We start from the raw sequence: 18,725 nt of genomic DNA on the forward strand, positions 1-18,725 counted from the left end.
GCGGCGCCCGCCGGCTGGCGGCCTGTTCGCTTTTCGGATGCCGTCTGGCGTTTCCGCCGCGGCTCGGCTAGGCTGAGGCGGCGTTAGCTGGGCAAGAGAGGAACCTATGTTGACTGTACGAAGAAGAGGAATGGCGCCGTACCTGCCGCTCACCGAGCAGGCGGCGGACCATGTGGTGTCGGTGGCGCAGGCCGATTCCACGAACGCGCTGGCCCGAAGGATGCTGCGCGACGGCGAACTGCCGGTGCACGCGCCGCAGGATGACGGTGAGGGACGGCCGCCGAAGCTGGCCATGGACGCGGTGTTCTGCGATGTGCAGACCGCGGGGCACGGGCGGCTGGGACGCACGTGGGTGAGCGAGCCCGGTGCGTCGTTCACCGGCTCGTTCGTCACGGTGCTGCCGCGTTGCGTGCTGACCGACCCTGCGGTGAACGGATGGCTGACGGTGATCGCCGGACTGGCGTCGCTCGAGGCATTGGACGGCGGACTGGGGGAGTGCGGCGCGCGTCGCGTCGACCCCGAGGAGTGCCGTCTGACGCTGAAATGGCCGAACGACCTGTACTGTCATGGGCTCAAGCTGGGCGGCATCCTGACCGAGATGGTGCCGCTTGACGGTGACGTTGCCGGTGAAGACGTGGCTGATGACAACGTGGCTGACGACAACGTGGCGCTGGTGATCGGCATCGGCATCAACCTGGGGCTGCACGCGGCCCAGCTGCCGACGCCGCAGTCGACCTCGCTGCAGATGCACGTGGAGGGCCTGCCGCCGGTGAGCCAGATTCGCGATATCGTCGCGGCCCGCCTCGCCAAGTCGCTGCGTTCCCGACTGGCCGCGTTCGTGGCCGACCCTGCGGGGGCGGCGCCGGCGATCCGTGACGAGGCGCTGCCGTTGCTGTGGACGCTGGGCCGTCGCGTCGAGGTGACGTTCGTCGACGGCGGTACGCTGACCGGCACGGCAATCGGGCTCAATGAGGATGCGTCATTGCAGGTGCGCGGCGACGACGGCGCCGACCATGACGTGCACACGGGGGACGTCGGCGTGCTGCCGGCCTGATCAGGACATCGACTCCCGGTTTTCTCCCACTTCGGCCCTACGAAATGGGAGAAAACCGGGAGTCTTGATATTGAACTCCCGATATTCTCCCATTCCGGAGTCCGTATATGGGAGAAAACCCGGAGTCACGAATGCCAACTCCCGGTTTTCTCCCACTTTGGCCTTGCAAAATGGGAGAAAACCGGGAGTCTTGCGGTTGATGACTACGGCTGCAGCGGCCGTCACAGGCGCGACAGGCCGGCGGCGGCGAGGGAGGCGATGGATGCCTTGATGATGTCGCCGATGACGAAGCCCATCGACGCGACCGCCACGACGGTGATCGGCGTGTGCGTGAGCGCCGACTGCAGCACGAATCCGAACGCATAGACGACGACCACGCCGCCGGCGAGCGACGCGCCGAAGTATCGCAGCGCGGCCAGCAGCGTGCCGGCGAGACCGGTGCGCGAGCCGTCGGCGCGCTTGGCGCCGCGACCCTTGAGCAGTGCGGTCACGACGGCGCCCGGCAGGAATCCGATGAGGAATCCGGCGCTCGGCCCGAACAGCGCGGCGGTGGAGGCGCCGCCGGCGAACACCGGCAGCCCGGCCGCGCCGGCGGCCAGATACAGGGCCACCGAACCGGCGGCCTGACGCCAGTCGAGCATCAGCGAGGCGAGCATCACCATGAAGGTCTGCAGCGTGATCGGCACGGGCGTGCCGGGGATCGGCACCTCGCCGGCCGCGGCGGACAGCCAGATCAGCACGGTGAACATGAGCGGCTTGGCGAGGTAGGCGGCGAGCGCGCGGCCGTGCAGCGAGGCGACGGCGGAAGAACGGGTGGACATGGGCATTCCCTTCTCGGTTGATACGAAGACGTCCCGCCAGACGGGCGGCGCCGGCGCCGTGAGGCGGGGGAGCCGTGCTGGGGCGTGGACCTGCCGGCGGGGGTACATGCCGGTCGGTGACCGGTCACGTCGGCTGCCGGCGTTGACGATTGCCCATCGTAGGACCGCGCCGCGCGGACCGTCATGACGGGAACGCACAAAAACCCGTCCGGCTTTTTGTGGGACATGTCCGGTTACGCCGGCGAAGGTTACGGCAGCGAAAGCTACGCCCCCGGAACCTACGCGACCGTTTGTCTCGCCCCTACAAAATATCGATGCCGATTTTGTTGAGACACCGGCGGCATGATCGGGCCGTCAATGGCGATAGTGGAGCATATGTGCAATATCGTCAGGAAACTTCTGGTCGCCAACCGTGGCGAGATCGCGATGCGCGTCATCAGGACCGCACACGAAATGGGGATCGCCACGGTCGCGGTGTACGCCGAACAGGACCGTTCCGCGCAATACGTGGAACTCGCGGACGAGGCGTATCTGCTGCCCGGCGACACCTACAAGGACACGTATCTCAACGAGGACCTGCTCGTCGACATCCTCCACCGCTCCGGCGCGAACGCCGTGCACCCCGGCTACGGCTTCCTTTCCGAAGTGCCGGACTTCGCCCGCAAGGTCGAGCAGGCCGGCGCCATCTGGGTCGGACCGCACCCGCAGGCGCTCGTCGACCTCGGCGACAAGATCACCGCGCGCCGCGTCGCCAAGGCCGCGCAGGTGCCGCCGGTGCCGGGCGTGAGCGAACCGGTGCGCGAGCTGCGCACGCTGCTGGACTTCGCCCACACGTACGGCTATCCGGTGATGATGAAGCGCACCGACGGCGGCGGCGGACGCGGCATCACCGTCGTGCGCGACGACGACGGCATGCGCCGGTTCTTCATGAACCATGACGCGATGCAGGGCGGCGACCTGGACGAGTACTTCATCGAGAAGTTCATCGACAAGGCGCGGCACGTGGAGACCCAGTGCGGCCGCGACCGCTTCGGCTCGTTCACCGTGTACTCGACGCGCGACTGCTCCGTGCAGCGGCGCAACCAGAAGCTCATCGAGGAGGCGCCCGCGCCGTTCCTGCCCGCCGAGGTGACCAGCCAGCTGGAGATGTACTCGCGCAGCCTGTTCAACAAGGTCGACTACATCGGCTTGGGCACCTGCGAGTTCATGGTCACCCCGCAGCGCAAGGTGTACTTCCTGGAGGTCAACCCGCGTCTGCAGGTCGAGCATACGGTCAGCGAGGAGGTGTGCGGCCTCGACCTGGTGCGCGAGCAGATCACCATCGCCGACGGCGGGCATCTCACGCCGGCCCCGACCCCGCGCGGCCACAGCTTCGAGCTGCGCATCACCAGCGAGGACCCGGCCACGAACCTCACGCCGTCCGCAGGCACCCTGGAGCGCATCGTCTGGCCGTCCGGCCCCGGCGTGCGCATCGACACCGGCGTGGAGCCCGGCGACACGATCTCGCCGAAGTTCGATTCGATGATGGGCAAGGTCGTCATCACCGCGCAGGATCGTGCGAAGGCCGTGGCCCGCGTGCGCCGCGCGCTCGACGAGCTGGTCATCGAGGGTGTGCCCACGCCGATTAGCCTGTACAAGCGAATCTTCAATGACGACGAGTTCACCACCGAGCATGGCTCGATGTTCACGGTGAGCACGAAATGGCTGGAACGCAAGTATCTGGGCCGCGAGCCCTCCACCGTGCGCGCCGGCCAGCCGGCATCGCTCAGCGCGCCCGCCGCCGGTCAGGATTCGGCCCGCGAGGAGAAGAGCGAAAGCTTCGTCATCGAGGTCGACGACCGCCGCGTCAAGCTCACCGTGCCCAGCGACATCGTCAACAACCTCATGGGAGCCGGCAGGGCGCGCGGCGCGAAGCGGCCGACGCAGCCGTTGCGCGGCAGCGGCCTGCACACGGTCGAATCCGGCAAGGCCAAGGACCTGGGCCGTTCCGGCGTCATCGCCTCGCCGATGCAGGCGGTCGTCACGCGCATCAACGTCGCCGAAGGCCAGGACGTGGCCAAGGGCGACCTGCTGGTCGTGCTCGAATCCATGAAGATGGAGAACTACGTGTACGCGCCGGTCAACGGCACGGTGCACAAGATCTTCGTGTCGCCCGCCACGGGCGTCGAGGCCGGCGAGACGCTGGTCACGCTCGACGTCGACGGGGCGAAGGACAAGCCGAAGGGCGACGCGACGACCGCTGCCGCCGCGTCCGGCGACAAGTCCGGAAAGCAGACGAAAGGCGGGGCGCGATGACCGACATCATGAACTCACCCATCGTGAAACAGGTCATGAAACAAGGTGACCTGGACGAGATCGCGACGTCGGTCGACGCCGCGTCGTCGGTGCAGCCGCAGCTCCAGCCGGTGCGCGCCGCCGTGGTGCAGGCAGCCAAGCTAGCCCGCGACGCCGAGGCGAAGGCCCGCGACCGTCAGCACGCCAAAGGCAAGATGACCGCGCGCGAACGGCTGAACCTGCTGCTCGACACCGGCTCGTTCGAGGAGATCGGCCGGTTCCGCGGCGGCGACATCAACGGCGGCCGTGCAGGCTCCGCCGTCATCACCGGCTTCGGCACGGTCTACGGCCGCAAGGTCGCCGTCTACGCGCAGGACTTCTCCGTGCGCGGCGGCACGCTGGGCGCCGAGGAAGGCCGCAAGATCTGCCATCTCATGGACATGGCCATCTCGCTCAAGGTGCCGATCATCGCGATCGTCGACTCCGGCGGCGCGCGCATCCAGGAGGGTGTGGCCGCGCTCACCCAGTACGGCCACATCTTCCGCAGGACGTGCGAGGCGAGCGGCTTCGTGCCGCAGATCTCGCTGATTCTCGGCCCGTGCGCGGGCGGCGCCGTCTACTGCCCGGCGCTGACGGACCTCATCATCATGACGCGCGAGAACTCGAACATGTTCGTCACCGGCCCCGACGTGGTCAAGGCGGCCACCGGCGAGACGATCAGCATGACCGACCTGGGCGGCGGCGTCGTGCATGCCACCCGCTCCGGCGTCGCCCACTATCTGGGCGAGGACGAGGCCGACGCCATCGACTATGCGCGCACGGTGCTCGCCTACCTGCCGTCCAGCAGCGACGCCGAGCCGCCCGTCTACGCCTACGCCGCCACGCGCTCCGAACGCGACGTCGCCGGCCGCATCGCCTCGATCGTGCCCGACAACGACCGTCAGCCCTACGACATGCTCGACGTGATCCGCTGCATCGTCGACTACGGCGAGTTCGTACAGGTGCATGAGCTGTTCGCCTCGTCCGCGGTCGTCGGCTTCGCCTGCATCGACGGGCATCCGGTCGGCGTGGTCGCCAACCAGCCGAACGTGCGCGCAGGCATCCTCGACGTGGACGCCTCCGAGAAGATCGCCCGGTTCGTGCGCCTGTGCGACGCGTTCAACCTGCCGGTGGTCACCCTCGTGGACACGCCCGGATACAAGCCGGGCGCCGAACAGGAGCATGCGGGCATCATCCGCCGCGGCGCGAAGGTCATCTACGCCTACGCGAACGCGCAGGTGCCGATGGTCACCGTCGTGCTGCGCAAGGCGTTCGGCGGCGCGTACATCGTCATGGGCTCCAAGGCCATCGGCGCGGACATGAACTTCGCGTGGCCGAGCTCGCAGATCGCGGTGCTCGGCGCCACCGGGGCCGTGAACATCATCCACCGCAAGGACTTCGTCAAGGCGAAGGAGGCGGGGCAGGACGTGGATGCGCTGCGGGCGAAGCTCACCGCCGAATACGAGCGCACCATCGTCAACGCGAACCTTTCGCTCGAAATGGGCGAGATCGACGCGATGATCGACCCCGAGCAGACGCGCGAGGCCATCGTCGAATCCCTCAAGCTGCTCGCCGGCAAGCGGCGCGTCCGCCGCACCGACAAGCACCACGGCAACCAGCCGCTGTAATCAGTCCCGCGGGGCCCGGCCGCAGCCGCCCGCGTCAACGTCATCGTTATGCAACACCAGACCAACAGATAGGAACATCATGACCACGTTCTTCCTTGACCGGCTGAACCACGAGCCCCATGCGCTCGCCTTCGCCGGACAGTCCACCCCATGGCCGGTCGCCCTGGCCGACCTGATCGCCGACCCGACCATGGACGCCACGCTGCGCGACCACGCGGCGCACGCCAACACGCTGCTCGTGCCGGTGGCCGCCGACCTGCTCGCCACCACCGGCCGCACCGTAGACCTGTTCGGCTTCACGCCGAACCCGGCCAAGCTGGGCGCCGCGGCGTCGGCCACGGCCAGCGTCGAAGGCATCGCGCTCACCCAGCTCGGCGCGATGATCGACGCCGAACGGCTCGGCTTCGACATCGCCCACTCCGCGCACGCCGCGCTGCTCGGCCACTCGCAGGGCATCCTCGGCGTGCACATGGCCGGCGCGATCATCGACGCCGGCTCCATCGAGGCGGCAGGCGCGCAGATCGACGAGATCCTCGCCACCGCCACGCTCATCGGCGTGGCCGGCACCCGCAAGGCGCGCGAACTGGCGCTCAACCCTCAGCACGCCGGCGCCACGCCGATGCTGTCCGTGCGCGGCGCGACCCGCCGCCAGGTCGAGACGCTCGCCGCCCGCGTGCCCAACCCGCGCGGCCCCATCACCATCGCCGTCACCAACTCGGCCGACAACCACGTGCTGTCCGGCTACCCGGAGGACTTGGCCGCCTTCGAAGTGGAGGCCGGCAAGGAGCACCGCCGCCAGCAGGCGCTGCGCGACGGCAAGGTGCGCGGCGGCGCCGTGTTCGACCCGGTGCTCGAATACCTTGACGTCACGCTGCCGTTCCACTCGCCGCTCATGGCCGACGCGGTCGAGCAGGCCGTGGACTGGGCGCGCGCCTGCGGCTTCGACGCGGACCGCGCCCGCGAGCTCGCCTCCGAAGTGCTGCTCAACCATGTGGACTGGGCGGCCCGCGTCAAGGACGTGCTCGCCGCCAACGACCCGGCGTCCCTGTGGATCGTCGACTTCGGCCCGGGCAACACGCTCGGCAAGCTGGTCGGCAACCTGATCCAGGGCACGGGCGTCGGCGTGGTCGAAGCCTCCACGATGGCCGAACGCGCCGCGCTGTCCACGATGGACGGCGAGCCGGCGCGAACCCAGAACTGGAAGCGGTTCGCGCCGCGCGTGCTGCACACGCCCGCCGGCGACAAGATCGCCACCCGGTTCACCGAGCTGACCGGCAAGCCGCCGGTGCTGCTGCCCGGCATGACCCCCACCACCGTCGACCCCGAGATCGTCGCCGCGGCCGCCAACGCCGGCTACTGGGCGGAGCTCGCCGGCGGCGGCCAGGTGACCGCCGACGTGTTCGACCGTCACGTCGCCGAACTCGAGAAGCTGCTCGAAGAGGGCCGCACGGTCGAGTTCAACGCGATGTTCATGGACCGTTACCTGTGGAACCTGCAGTTCGGCTCCTCGCGCATCGTGCCCAAGAAGCGCGAATCCGGCGCGCCGATCGACGGCGTGGTCGTCTCCGCGGGCATCCCCGAGCTGGACGAGGCCGTCAAGCTCATCGCGCAGCTCAACCGCGACGGCCTGCCGTACGTGAGCTTCAAGCCCGGCACGGTCGCGCAGATCCGCCAGGTGGTCGCCATCGCCAAGGCCGTGGCGCCTACGACCATCATCATGCAGGTCGAGGGCGGCGCCGCCGGCGGCCACCACAGCTGGGAGTCACTCGACGACCTGCTGACCTCCACGTACGCCGAAGTGCGCGCCTGCGACAACCTCGTGCTCGTCGCCGGCGGCGGCATCGGCACGCCCGAACGGGCCGCCGACTACATCTCCGGCCAGTGGTCGCGCGCCTACGGCCTGCCCGACATGCCGGTCGACGGCGTGCTCGTCGGCACCGCCGTGATGACCGCCAAGGAGGCGCACACCAGCCCCGAGGTCAAGAAGCTGCTCGTCGCCACGCCAGGCATCCCGGGTGTCGCCGACGCCGACAAGACCGACGACCCGTTCGCACCGGCGGGGGAGCGCTGGGTGCCGTCCGGCAAGTCGGTCGGCGGCGTGAGCTCCGGCCTGAGCCACCTGCACGCGGACATCTACGAGGTGGAGAACGCCTCCGCCGTATGCGGCCGCCTGCTCGTGCGCGTCATGAAGCACCCCGAGGAGCTGCAGTCGCGCCGCGACGAGATCGTCAAGGCGCTCGACGCCACCGCCAAGCCGTACTTCGGCGACCTCGCCGACATGACCTACATCCAGTGGGCGCAGCGCTTCGCCGACCTCGCCTACCCGTGGGTCGACCCGACGTACGCGCTGCGATTCCTGCACCTGCTGCAGCGCATCGAGGCGCGTGTGGTCGATCAGGAGTCCGGCCGGTTCGCGTCGCTGTTCGCCGGCGTCGAGGACGTCGACAAGGATCCGAAGGCGGCCATCGACCGTCTCGCCGCCGCCTACCCGCAGGCCGCGCAGCTGCACGTGACCCCCGCCGACGAGGCGTGGTTCCCCGTGCTCGTGCGCGAATACCCCAAGCCCATGCCGTTCGTGCCGGTCATCGACCACGACCTGCTGCGCTGGTGGGGCCAGGACCAGCTGTGGCAGTCCGAGGACCCGCGGTACCCGGCCGACGCCGTGCGCGTGATCCCCGGCCCGATCTCCGTGGCCGGCATCACCACCATCGACGAGCCGGTCGCCCACATCCTCGGCCGCTTCGAGGCCGCCGCGCTCGAACGCACCCGGCAGATCGAGGCCGCGCAGCCGGACGGCGCCGCCGCGAGCAACGCCGTCAGCGAGCTCGCCGCAGCCGGCGACGTCGAGGAGTTCATCCGCAAGTCGCCGAACATCAGCTGGGTCGGCCACCTGACCCACAACCCGGCGTACGGCACCGAACACGGCGACCCGCACTACGAGATCAAGCCGGCGCTCGCCGCCGACGGCACGCCGCTGCCCGGCGAATACGACCTCGACATCCACCTCGACACGTACTGGGATGACGATCCGGACGGCGGCCGCTCCAAGCACGCCGTACGCGACATCGTCGTGCCGCTGACCGTGCGCACGGACGAGACCGGACTGCTGCCGGTCGTCAACCGCGAGCGCCTCGTCGGCGACGTCTACGCGATGCTCGCCGCCACCGCCGGCATCGGCAACACCTCTATCACCGGCGACAAGCTGACCGCCATGCCGCAGGTCGCGACCGGCGAGGCCGCCGCGCTGCCGGCTGCGCAGGCGCCGTTCGGCACCGTCGCGGCGCAGTACACGTTCTCCGCGAACCTCGGTTACGACCATGAGGCGGCCACCGGCGGCGCGCTGCCGTCTGACCTCGCCCCCTCGCGCATCGCGCCTGACGCGCTCGTCGGCCCCGCATGGCCGGCCATCTACGCGGCTCTCGGCTCCGTGAGCGTCAACGGCTACCCGATCATCGAAGGCCTGCTCAACGCCGTCCACCTCGACCACCTCATCGAACTCGAGGAGGACGAGGACACGCTGCTGCGCCACGTCGGCGAGACCGTCACCCTGCAGTCCTGGGCCGAACAGTACGTCGAATCGTCGTCCGGCCGCGTCGTGACCATCCACGTGACCCACACGGCCGCCGACGGCACCGTGCTCGCCCGCGAGACCGAACGCTTCGCCATCCGCGGGCGCGTCTACTCCGACGCGCTGCCGGCCGACGCTCCCGAATACGGGGCGGCGCCCGCCGCGGACGACATCAAGCCGACCGTGCGCCGCCTGCTGCGCCGCGTCAAGGTGACCGCGCCGGACGACATGACCGCGTTCGCCCGCACCTCAGGCGACTTCAACCCGATCCACACCTCCACGCGCGGCGCCCGCATCTCCGGGCTCGCCGCCCCGCTCGTGCATGGCATGTGGCTGTCCGCCACCGCCCAGCACGCCGTGCAGGCCGTGGACGACAAGGGCGCCCACTACGAGATCGCCGGCTGGACGTACAACATGTACGGCATGGTCCAGCTCGGCGACGTCGTGGAGATCAGCGTCGAACGCGTCGGCAAGGTGAACCACGGCGGCATGGCCCTCGAGGTGACCTGCCGCATCGCCGGCCAGCTCGTCTCGCGCGGCACCGCGCTGGTGCGTGCACCCAAGGCCGCGTTCGTCTACCCCGGCCAGGGCATCCAGCAGCAGGGCATGGTGCTCGACGAGCGCGCCAAGTCGCCCGCCGCACGCGACGTGTGGGAGCGCGCCGACAAGCTGACGCGCGAACGCCTCGGATTCTCGATCCTCGCCGTCGTGCGCGACAACCCGAAGGAGCTCACCGCCAACGGCGTCACCTACCATCATCCGGACGGCCTGCTCAACCTCACCCAGTTCACGCAGGTGGCGCTCGCGACCGTCGCCTACGCGCAGACCGCGCGCCTGCGCGAGGCCGGCTGCGACATCTGGCCCGCGTACTTCGCCGGCCATTCGCTCGGCGAGTACAACGCGCTCTCCGCGTTCGCCGACATCATCCCGCTGGAGACCGAGCTGGAACTCGTGTTCCACCGCGGCTCCACCATGCACCATCTGATCCCGCGCGACGCGCAGGGCCGCTCCAACTACCGCATGGGCGCGCTGCGTCCGAACCAGTTCGGCGTCGGCGATGACGGCGTCAAGGCGTACGTGGAGTCCGTCGCCAAGGCCAGCGGCGAGTTCCTGCAGATCGTCAACTACAACCTGGCGGGCGCCCAGTACGCGGTCGCCGGCACGATCGCGGGCCTCAAGGCGCTGCAGGCGGACGCCAACCGCCGAGCCGCCGAGGCGGGCGGCAAGCCGGCGTTCATGCTCGTGCCCGGCATCGACGTGCCGTTCCACTCCACGCTGCTGCGCAAGGGCGTGCCCGAGTTCCGCGACAAGCTCGACGCGCTGCTGCCCCAGCACATCGACTACCGTGGCCGTCTGGTCGGCCGCTACATCCCGAACCTGGTGGCCGCCCCGTTCGAGATGACCAAGGAGTTCGCCGCGAAGATCCTCGACGTCGTGCCCTCCGAGCGCATCAAGGCCGCGCTCGACGACGACGCCGTGTGGGATTCCTACGCCGCCGACGACCAGAAGCTCGGCCGTCTGCTGCTCACCGAACTGCTCTCGTGGCAGTTCGCGTCCCCGGTGCGCTGGATCGAGACGCAGGCGCTCCTGTTCAACCCGGCGAACCGTGGCGGCCTGGGCGTCGAGGAGTACGTCGAGGTCGGCCTCGGCAACGCGCCGACTCTGGCGAACCTCGGCTCCAAGACGCTGCGCCTGCCCGACTTCTCCGGCTGTGACGTCACCGTGTACAACGTGGGCCGTGACGAAGGCCGCGTGTACATGACCGACGCCGACTCGCTCGTCCCCGACGAGGAGCCGGAGGAGAGCGCTGCGCCTGCCGCGGCTCAGGCCGCCCCGGCTCCGGCTGCTGCCGCGGCTCCTGCCCCTGCCCCTGCCGCCGCTCCGGCCCCTGCTGCCGCGCCCGCCGCTGTCGCCGTCGCCGCGCCTTCCGCCGCGCAGGTCGGCTCCGCCGTCGCGGAACTCGGTTCCGCGGTCTCCGGACCGGTCGACGACCTGCCGTTCAAGGCGGCCGACGCGATCGGCGTGCTCATGGCCTACTCGGCCAAGGTACGCCTCGACCAGATCGGCTCGAACGACACCACCGACACGCTCACCAACGGCGTGTCCTCGCGCCGCAACCAGCTGCTCATGGACATCAGCTCCGAGCTGGGCGTGGCCAGCGTGGACGGCGCCGCCGAGGCGACGCTCACCAAGCTCGCCCAGATCGTGAACAAGGCCGCGCCGAACTACAAGCCGTTCGGCCCGGTCCTCTCCGAGGCGATCCGCGACCGCCTGCGCGCCCTGTTCGGCGCGGCAGGCGTCAAGCCCGCGCACATCCGCGAGCGTGTGACCGGCGTATGGCAGCTCGGCGAAGGCTGGGTCGCGGCCGTGACCGCCGCGCTGCTGCTCGACACCCGCGAAGGTTCGAGCTCGCGCGGCGGCGACCTCGCCAAGCTGCCGACCGGCGCCGCCGCCAACGCGGCCGCCGCCGACAAGCTCATCGACGATGCGGTCGCCCTCGTCGCCCAGACCAAGGGCGTCGCCGTCTCCAAGCCCTCCTCCGGTACGGGTGCGGGCGGCGCGGTGGTCGACTCCGCCGCGCTCGACGCCTTCGCCGAGAAGGTCACCGGCAAGAACGGCGTGCTCGCCGCCACCGCACGCTACGTCCTGAACGAGCTGGGCGTCGCCGCGCCGACGGTCGAACCCGGCGAGGACGAGAACGCCGCCGTCGTGGCCGCCGTCGACGCCGAGCTCGGCTCCGACTGGCCGAAGCAGGTCGCCCCGCGCTTCGACGCGAACAAGGCGATCCTCTTCGACGACCGTTGGGCGTCCGCCCGCGAGGACCTCGCCCGCGCGTTCTACGACCGCAACGCCGACCTGCTGGCCGGCTCGTTCGTCGGCCTCGGCAAGGCCGTCGCCGACGAGGCCGACTGGTTCGCCGCCAAGACGGACGACGAGACGTTGCAGGGCGCGTTCCGCCGCATCGCCGCCGAAGCGCTCGAGCAGGCGTCCGACGACGCCGCGGCCTCGCGCTTCGCCGCCGACATCGCCGTGGTCACCGGCGTGAGCCCCAACTCGATCGCCGCGCAGGTGGTCGAAGGACTGCTCGCCGGCGGCGCGACCGTCATCGCCACCTCGCACAGCTTCAAGCCGAGCATCAAGGCGTGGGCCAAGCAGACGTACCGCGAGCACGCGGCCGGCGAGGCGAAGCTGTGGCTCGTCCCGGCGAACCTGTCCAGCTACCGCGACGTCGACGAGCTGGTCTCGTGGATCGGCAACGTGCAGAAGAAGACGTCCGGCGCCACGACCACGATCATCAAGCCCGCATACGAGCCGACCCTGTTCTTCCCGTTCGCGGCCCCGCCCGTGCACGGCACGATGGCCGACTCCGGCCAGCTGTTCGAATCGCAGGCGCGCCTCATGCTGTGGGGCGTGGAGCGCGCGATCGCCGGACTGTCCGCGATCGGCGCCACCACCGACGTGCAGCACCGCCTGCACGTGGTGCTGCCCGGCTCTCCGAACCGCGGCCGCTTCGGCGGCGACGGCGCGTACGGCGAAGTCAAGTCCGCGTTCGACGCGATCGTCAACCGCGCCCATGCCGAGCGAGTCTGGTCCGACCGCGTCACCTTCGCCCACCCGAAGATCGGCTGGGTGCGCGGCACCGGCCTCATGGGCGGCAACGACCCGCTGGTCGCCGTCGTCGAACGCCACGGCATCCGCACGTACTCCACGCAGCAGATCGCCGCGAAACTGCTCGACCTGTGCACGGCCGACGCGCGAGCCGCCGCGGCTCAGGCCCCGCTCGACGTGGACCTGACCGGCGGACTCGGCGACAAGCCGATCGACATCAAGGCGCTGCGAGCGGAAGCGGAAGCCGACGCCGCCGCGGCCGCCGCGCAGCAGGCCGCGGATGATGCAGACTCCGGACGATCCGATCCGAACGGACGGACCACGCAGATCAAGGCGTTGCCCAGTCCGCACGTCCCCGCGCAGCCGCACGTCGACCTCGCCGACTGGCAGGGCGTGACCGCGCGCCCCGAAGACGAGATCGTCATCGTATCCATCGGCGAGCTCGGCCCCTGGGGCTCCGGCCGTACGCGCGCCGAAGCCGAACTCGGCATCCACTCCGACGGATCCGTCGACCTGTCGGCCGGCGCCGTGCTCGAGCTCGCATGGAACATGGGACTGCTCACCTGGCAGGACAGCCCGAAGCCCGGCTGGTACGACGCCGACGGCAACCTCGTGCCCGAGGAGGACATCGCCGAACGCTACCACGACGAGGTCGTGGCACGCTCCGGCATCCGCCCGTTCGAGGACGGCATGGGCAACGACTACCGCAGCGGCGACAACGGACGCAGCGGCACCGACGAGGAGGAGGTCGAGGTCTACCTCGACCATGACGTCACCTTCTCGGTGCCCACCGAGGACGTCGCCCGCGAATACGTCAAGCTTGACGAGGCGCACACGTCCATCGCCCGCGACAACGAGTCCGGCGAATGGAACGTCACCCGCCACGCCGGCTCCATGATCCGCGTGCCGCGCCGCGCCGCCATGACCCGCACGGTAGGCGGCCAGTTCCCGAAGGGCTTCGACCCGGTCAAGTGGGGCATCCCCGCCTCCATGGTCGGCGACGTCGACAAGATCGCCCTGTGGAACATCGTCACCACCGTGGACGCCTACCTGTCCGCCGGGTTCACGCCCGTCGAGATCCTGCAGGCCATCCACCCGTCGCTGGTCGCCTCCACTCAGGGCACCGGCTTCGGCGGCATGATGTCGATGCGCAAGCTCTACCTCGACCGCTTCCTCAACCACGAGATCCCGACCGACATCCTGCAGGAGGCGCTGCCGAACGTCGTCGCCGCGCACGTCATGCAGTCGTACATCGGCGGCTACGGCAACATGATCCAGCCGGTCTCCGCCTGCGCCACCGCCGCGGTGTCGCTCGAGGAGGGCGCCGACAAGATCGCGCTCGGCAAGGCCGACTTCGTGGTCACCGGCGCGATCGACGACATCGGCGTGGAATCCGTCATCGGCTTCGGCAACATGAACGCCACAGCCAACGCCGAGGAGATGTACGCCAAGGGCATCGACGCACGGTTCTTCTCGCGTGCGAACGACCGTCGCCGCGGCGGCTTCGTGGAATCCCAGGGCGGCGGCACCGTGCTGCTGACCCGAGGCGACATCGCGCTCAAGCTCGGCCTGCCGGTCGCCGGCGTGATCGGCTTCGTGCACAGCTACGCGGACGGCGCCCACACGTCGATCCCGGCCCCCGGCCTCGGCGCGCTGGCGGCGGGCCTTGGCGGACGCGACTCGAAGCTCGTGCACGACCTGGCGAAGCTCGGCGTCACGCCGGACGACATCGCCGTGGTCTCCAAGCACGACACGTCCACCAACGCGAACGACCCGAACGAGTCCGAGCTGCACAACACGCTCGCCCACGTGATCGGCCGCACGGACGGCAACCCGCTGTACGTCATCAGCCAGAAGACGCTCACCGGCCATGCGAAGGGCGGCGCGTGCGTGTTCCAGGTCAACGGCATCACGCAGCTGTTCCGCTCCGGCATCATCCCGGCGAACGCCTCGCTCGACTGCGTGGACGGCAAGCTGCGCCGCGACGACCACATGGTGTGGCTGCGCAAGCCGCTGCACGTGGGGCCGGTCAAGGCCGCGCTCGCCACGTCGCTCGGCTTCGGCCATGTCTCCGGCTTCGTCGCCGTCGTCAACCCCGGCGCGTTCGAGGCGGCCGTCGCCCGTGCGGACGGCGAGCAGGCGCTCGCGGACTGGCGCAAGCGCGCGAACGCGCGTCTCGCCGCCGGCCAGCGCCGACTCGAGGAGGGCATGATGGGTCGCGCCGCGCTGTACGAGCCGATCGAAGGCCGCCGCTTCCGCAAGGACGGCACCAAGCTGCCCGACGGTTCGCGCTACGACGCCCACGAGGTCGAAAAGGCCATGCTGGTGAATCCTGACGCCCGTCTCGGCGAGTCCGGATTCTTCGAAGCCTGATCGCTCTCCGGTTCTCAGTAGCGGGCCGCTGTCAGCCGGAGGCTGGCCGGCCCGCCCCCCGGCCCCCTCGGTGGAGGGGGCTGTCGCGGCGTAAGCCGTGACTGGGGGAGCGCCACCCGTGTGGCGATTCATGTCACAGCGGGTACCTACCCGCTGTGACACCCACGATATAATCTTGGAAAACAGCGATATCACCGGTGGTGTCACAGCGGGTGGGTACCCGCTGTGACACCACCGGCACCGGATGAACAGGCGGAACATGACGGACGATACGGCAATCGCCTCAGCGGCCGACGCCCTGCGCGACATCGCCGCACACGGCTCCACGTTGCTCGGTCTCGGCCATGACATCGTCGACGTCGCCGCCTTCTCCGACCAGCTGTCCCAACCCGGCTCGCACATGCGCGCACTGTTCTCGGTGCGTGAAGTGCGGCAGGCGTCTTTGCGCGCGCGGCTCAAGCATGACGGCGAGGCCGTGCACCTCGCCGCGAAATGGGCCGGCAAGGAGGCGGTGATTAAAGCCTGGTGCGAGTCGCTCGGCTCCGCGGAGCCTCCCTACACGCTTGACAACACGCCATGGAGCGGCATCGAGATCCTCGATGATTCGCTCGGCCGCCCACACGTCATCCTCCGCGACGATGTCGCGCGGCAGCTGCAATCCTCGATTCCAGCGCTTGCTGATCGAGGTGCGCAGGGGACGCCGCAATGGCATATCTCCCTGAGCCACGATAAAGGCATCGCCAGTGCGATCGTTGTTGTCGTCGTTGTTGTCGTTGTGTCGTGAGCTAATTCGCCGCCCGCCCGTCATTTGCGCATCCACCTATGGCGGCGTACAGTTAACCCCATGATTGCTTTACGAAAAGTCGCAACGCCGCGGCTTCTCAGGACAGAGAAAGTCGCCGGCAAAGTCGCCGCCTACGAGCGTATCGATTCCACTCATGCCGAAGCACGTCGTCTGATCCGGCAGCACGACATCGCCCATGACGAGAACGGTGGCATCGCCATCACCGTCGTCGCGGCCGGCGCGCTGGACGACCCGCGGGGCCGTCTCGGCCGTCCTTGGGCGAGCGTGCCCGGCGACTCGTTCGCCATGTCGTTCATCGCCGAGATTCCCGAATCCATCGCCACCGATGACGCCGTCAACGGCTGGCTGTCCATGATCGCCGGCCTCGCCGCGCTCGACGCCATCGAAGGCTCGCTTGACGAATGCGGCGCGGTGCCGTTCGACCCTGACTGCGGGTTCAAACTCAAGTGGCCGAACGACATCTACTGCCACGGGCTCAAGCTTGGTGGCACGTTCACTCAGGTGTCCTCGCCGCCGGATTCGCACGGCGACGTCGCTGTCGTCTTCAGCGTCGGTCTCAACCTGTCCGTGCCCGCGGACCGCCTGCCCACGCCCCGCTCCACATCGCTGCAGATGCATGTCACGCCGCTGCCGGCCACCGTCGACCTCATCGACATGATCGCCGCGCGCCTTGCCGTCTCGTTGCGCAACCGGCTGGAGGCGTTCGTGCAGATGCCGTTGATCCAAAGTTCCAGGTTGCGTTCGGAGATGCGTCACGTCTGCTGGATGATGGGACGTCCAGTCAACGCTCAGCTGATCGACGGCCGGGAGGTCAGCGGCACGGTGGTCTCGCTCAACGACGACGCGTCCATCAGCGTGCGCACCGGCTCCGGCGATGTCGTTCGGTTGAGTACTGGTGACGTCGGACTGATGGTCTGAACCGGCTCATGCCCCGGCACTGCGGGAGGGACTTGCCAAAGTACGGGGCATGTGTATAATTGCTCGAGTCGCCAAAAGCGACACCTTGCGGACGTAGCTCAATGGTAGAGCCTCAGTCTTCCAAACTGATTACGCGGGTTCGATTCCCGTCGTCCGCTCCACGTTGTGGCCGGCAAACCGTTGTGATGGTTTGCCGGCTTTTTCGTTGTCGCTGTTATTCCGGGTTAAGTAAAGAAACGTGGGTCTTATCCGCGTGTGTCGTCGGCGTGTCGGGGTCGAGCGCGGGCGTCCGGCCCAGCCCCTCTTGACGCCGAACCCGCCCTCGTATGCGTTGATGCCGGGCGCGCGCCGCTTTTCCGTTGTGATGCCGGTGGCACTGCCGGTGTTGCGCGGTGCGGTCGATGATCCGCTGCCGTGTGTGGGACGCGGCGGCGGAATCGCCCGTTTTCGTCCCGCGTCCCAATGGCCGGTGGGACAGGAGGTGTTGTGACCGGTCACGTGGGTTCTTGTCCCATGATTCTGTGGTACGGGATGGCGCGTGACCGGTTGCATGGGCTGTCGTCCCAATAGGTCGTGGGGCTCGAGGCTCGAAACGGCGGTTTTGGCCCCCTGTCCCAATGGCCGGTGGGACAGGAGGTGTTGTGATCGGTCACGTGGGTTCTTGTCCCACGATTCAGCGGTGCGGGAGCCCGTGTGAGCGGTTGTGCGGATTCGCGTCCCAATGGCCGGTATGCGAAGCGGCGCGGCGCCGTCCCTTGATGGTCTTCGATGATTCGCTGGATGGTCGCAATTGTCCTATGCGTGGCGGTGTCCCGAATCGTCGACCCAGGCACCCGGCGCCGTATGCGGGCGTAGCCGAGATCGGCCGACCCCGTGATGCTGCGGCACGCGGGCGCGCAGGCCGGCCGCAGGTGTTCCCTCGCCGGGTGTCGTGCTTGCGACGACAGGACGGTGCCGCGGATGTCTCGGTGATGCGATGCTGCGGGTCTCTGTTGTCACGGGGCCTTCACTGCAAGGATTTACGGATGATTGGATGAGTTTCCGTAATTTCTTGCGCTGCCCGCTGCTGAGCGCAAGATATTACGGACGATGGGGCTGTTTTCCGTAATCTGTTGCGCTGGGGATTCGTCAGCGCGAGGATTTACGGACGCTGGGGTGTATTTCCGTAATTTCTTGCGCCGGGATGGTTCGGGATGAGCCGGAGCAGTCCGTGATACGCCGAAACGCGCCAGGAGAGGGCGGTTCCGTTCGCGGCCACTGGGTCATGCGTACGCCACCCGCCCCCGAGGACCTGTTCCCGCTCATGGAACAAGTCAATCTGAAAAGTCAAGCGCATCGCCGGTCTGACACCCGAAACACCGGCTGCGCCACGACACGCAAGATGTCGGCAGACCCAACGCCGGATTCAAGACGCACTGTTCTTAACGTAACCCCGGAAGCCGTCAGCTGGTGTGCTTGGGGGGGGGTGCTTCTGTCGGTTTGTTGTGCGACACGCCGTTGGGGGGTTGTTGTTTGGTGGTGTGGTGGCTGGTGTTGGGGGTTGTGGGGGTGTTTTTCCGGTTTTGCGACACGCCGGTGGTTGTTAGTGTTTGCAGTGGTTTTGGGGGTGTGGGGTGTGGTTTGGTTTGCGTTGTGG

7 protein-coding genes, 1 tRNA gene and 2 pseudogenes are annotated in these 18,725 nt (G+C 68.7%); 8 read left to right on the top strand and 2 right to left on the bottom strand.

Annotation, left to right across the window (positions count from 1 at the left end; all coding sequences use genetic code 11):
• Nucleotides 1–109: 109 nt before the first annotated feature.
• The gene (locus tag F7D09_RS02375) at nucleotides 110–1,054 is read left to right on the top strand and encodes a biotin--[acetyl-CoA-carboxylase] ligase (RefSeq protein ID WP_376862877.1); all 945 of its coding nucleotides are present in this window, start codon (nucleotides 110–112) and stop codon (nucleotides 1,052–1,054) included.
• Between the two features lie 221 nt (nucleotides 1,055–1,275).
• Here the strand turns inward: F7D09_RS02375 and F7D09_RS02380 are convergent, their stop codons facing one another.
• On the bottom strand, nucleotides 1,276–1,875 hold the full coding sequence (locus F7D09_RS02380) for a biotin transporter BioY (protein WP_152233830.1): 600 nt from the start codon (nucleotides 1,873–1,875) through the stop codon (nucleotides 1,276–1,278).
• A gap of 375 nt (nucleotides 1,876–2,250) precedes the next feature.
• Between F7D09_RS02380 and F7D09_RS02385 the strand changes: the two genes are divergently transcribed.
• From F7D09_RS02385 to F7D09_RS02410, 7 genes and pseudogenes are all read left to right on the top strand, one after another.
• Entirely contained in the window at nucleotides 2,251–4,170 is a 1,920-nt protein-coding gene (locus F7D09_RS02385; protein ID WP_152233831.1) for an acetyl/propionyl/methylcrotonyl-CoA carboxylase subunit alpha, read from the top strand.
• Nucleotides 4,167–5,816 (top strand): acyl-CoA carboxylase subunit beta, encoded by a 1,650-nt coding sequence (locus F7D09_RS02390; RefSeq protein ID WP_152233832.1) that lies wholly within the window; start codon nucleotides 4,167–4,169, stop codon nucleotides 5,814–5,816. The genes F7D09_RS02385 and F7D09_RS02390 overlap by 4 nt, the downstream gene beginning before the upstream one ends.
• 79 nt (nucleotides 5,817–5,895) lie before the next feature.
• A pseudogene (locus F7D09_RS11715) lies at nucleotides 5,896–11,281 on the top strand (fatty acid synthase subunit beta domain-containing protein); the annotation flags it as partial.
• 86 nt (nucleotides 11,282–11,367) lie between these two features.
• Nucleotides 11,368–15,366 (top strand): annotated as a pseudogene (locus tag F7D09_RS11720) (beta-ketoacyl synthase N-terminal-like domain-containing protein); the annotation flags it as partial.
• A 328-nt stretch (nucleotides 15,367–15,694) separates the two neighbouring features.
• Nucleotides 15,695–16,150: a holo-ACP synthase gene (locus tag F7D09_RS02400; RefSeq protein ID WP_452082087.1), complete on the top strand. Its 456-nt coding sequence runs from the start codon at nucleotides 15,695–15,697 to the stop codon at nucleotides 16,148–16,150.
• A gap of 60 nt (nucleotides 16,151–16,210) precedes the next feature.
• A complete protein-coding gene (locus tag F7D09_RS02405) occupies nucleotides 16,211–17,089 on the top strand; it encodes a biotin--[acetyl-CoA-carboxylase] ligase (RefSeq protein ID WP_152233835.1) in 879 nt (292 codons plus the stop codon).
• Nucleotides 17,090–17,176: 87 nt separating this feature from the next.
• Nucleotides 17,177–17,250, top strand: a tRNA-Gly gene (locus tag F7D09_RS02410).
• A 1,281-nt stretch (nucleotides 17,251–18,531) separates the two neighbouring features.
• Here the strand turns inward: F7D09_RS02410 and F7D09_RS11345 are convergent.
• A partial coding sequence (locus tag F7D09_RS11345; RefSeq protein WP_226835877.1) for a hypothetical protein occupies nucleotides 18,532–18,725 on the bottom strand: 194 nt, incomplete at its 5' end.

It is taken from the genome of Bifidobacterium leontopitheci (assembly GCF_009193355.1).
In the GTDB taxonomy this organism is placed as follows: Bacteria; Actinomycetota; Actinomycetes; order Actinomycetales; family Bifidobacteriaceae; genus Bifidobacterium; species Bifidobacterium leontopitheci.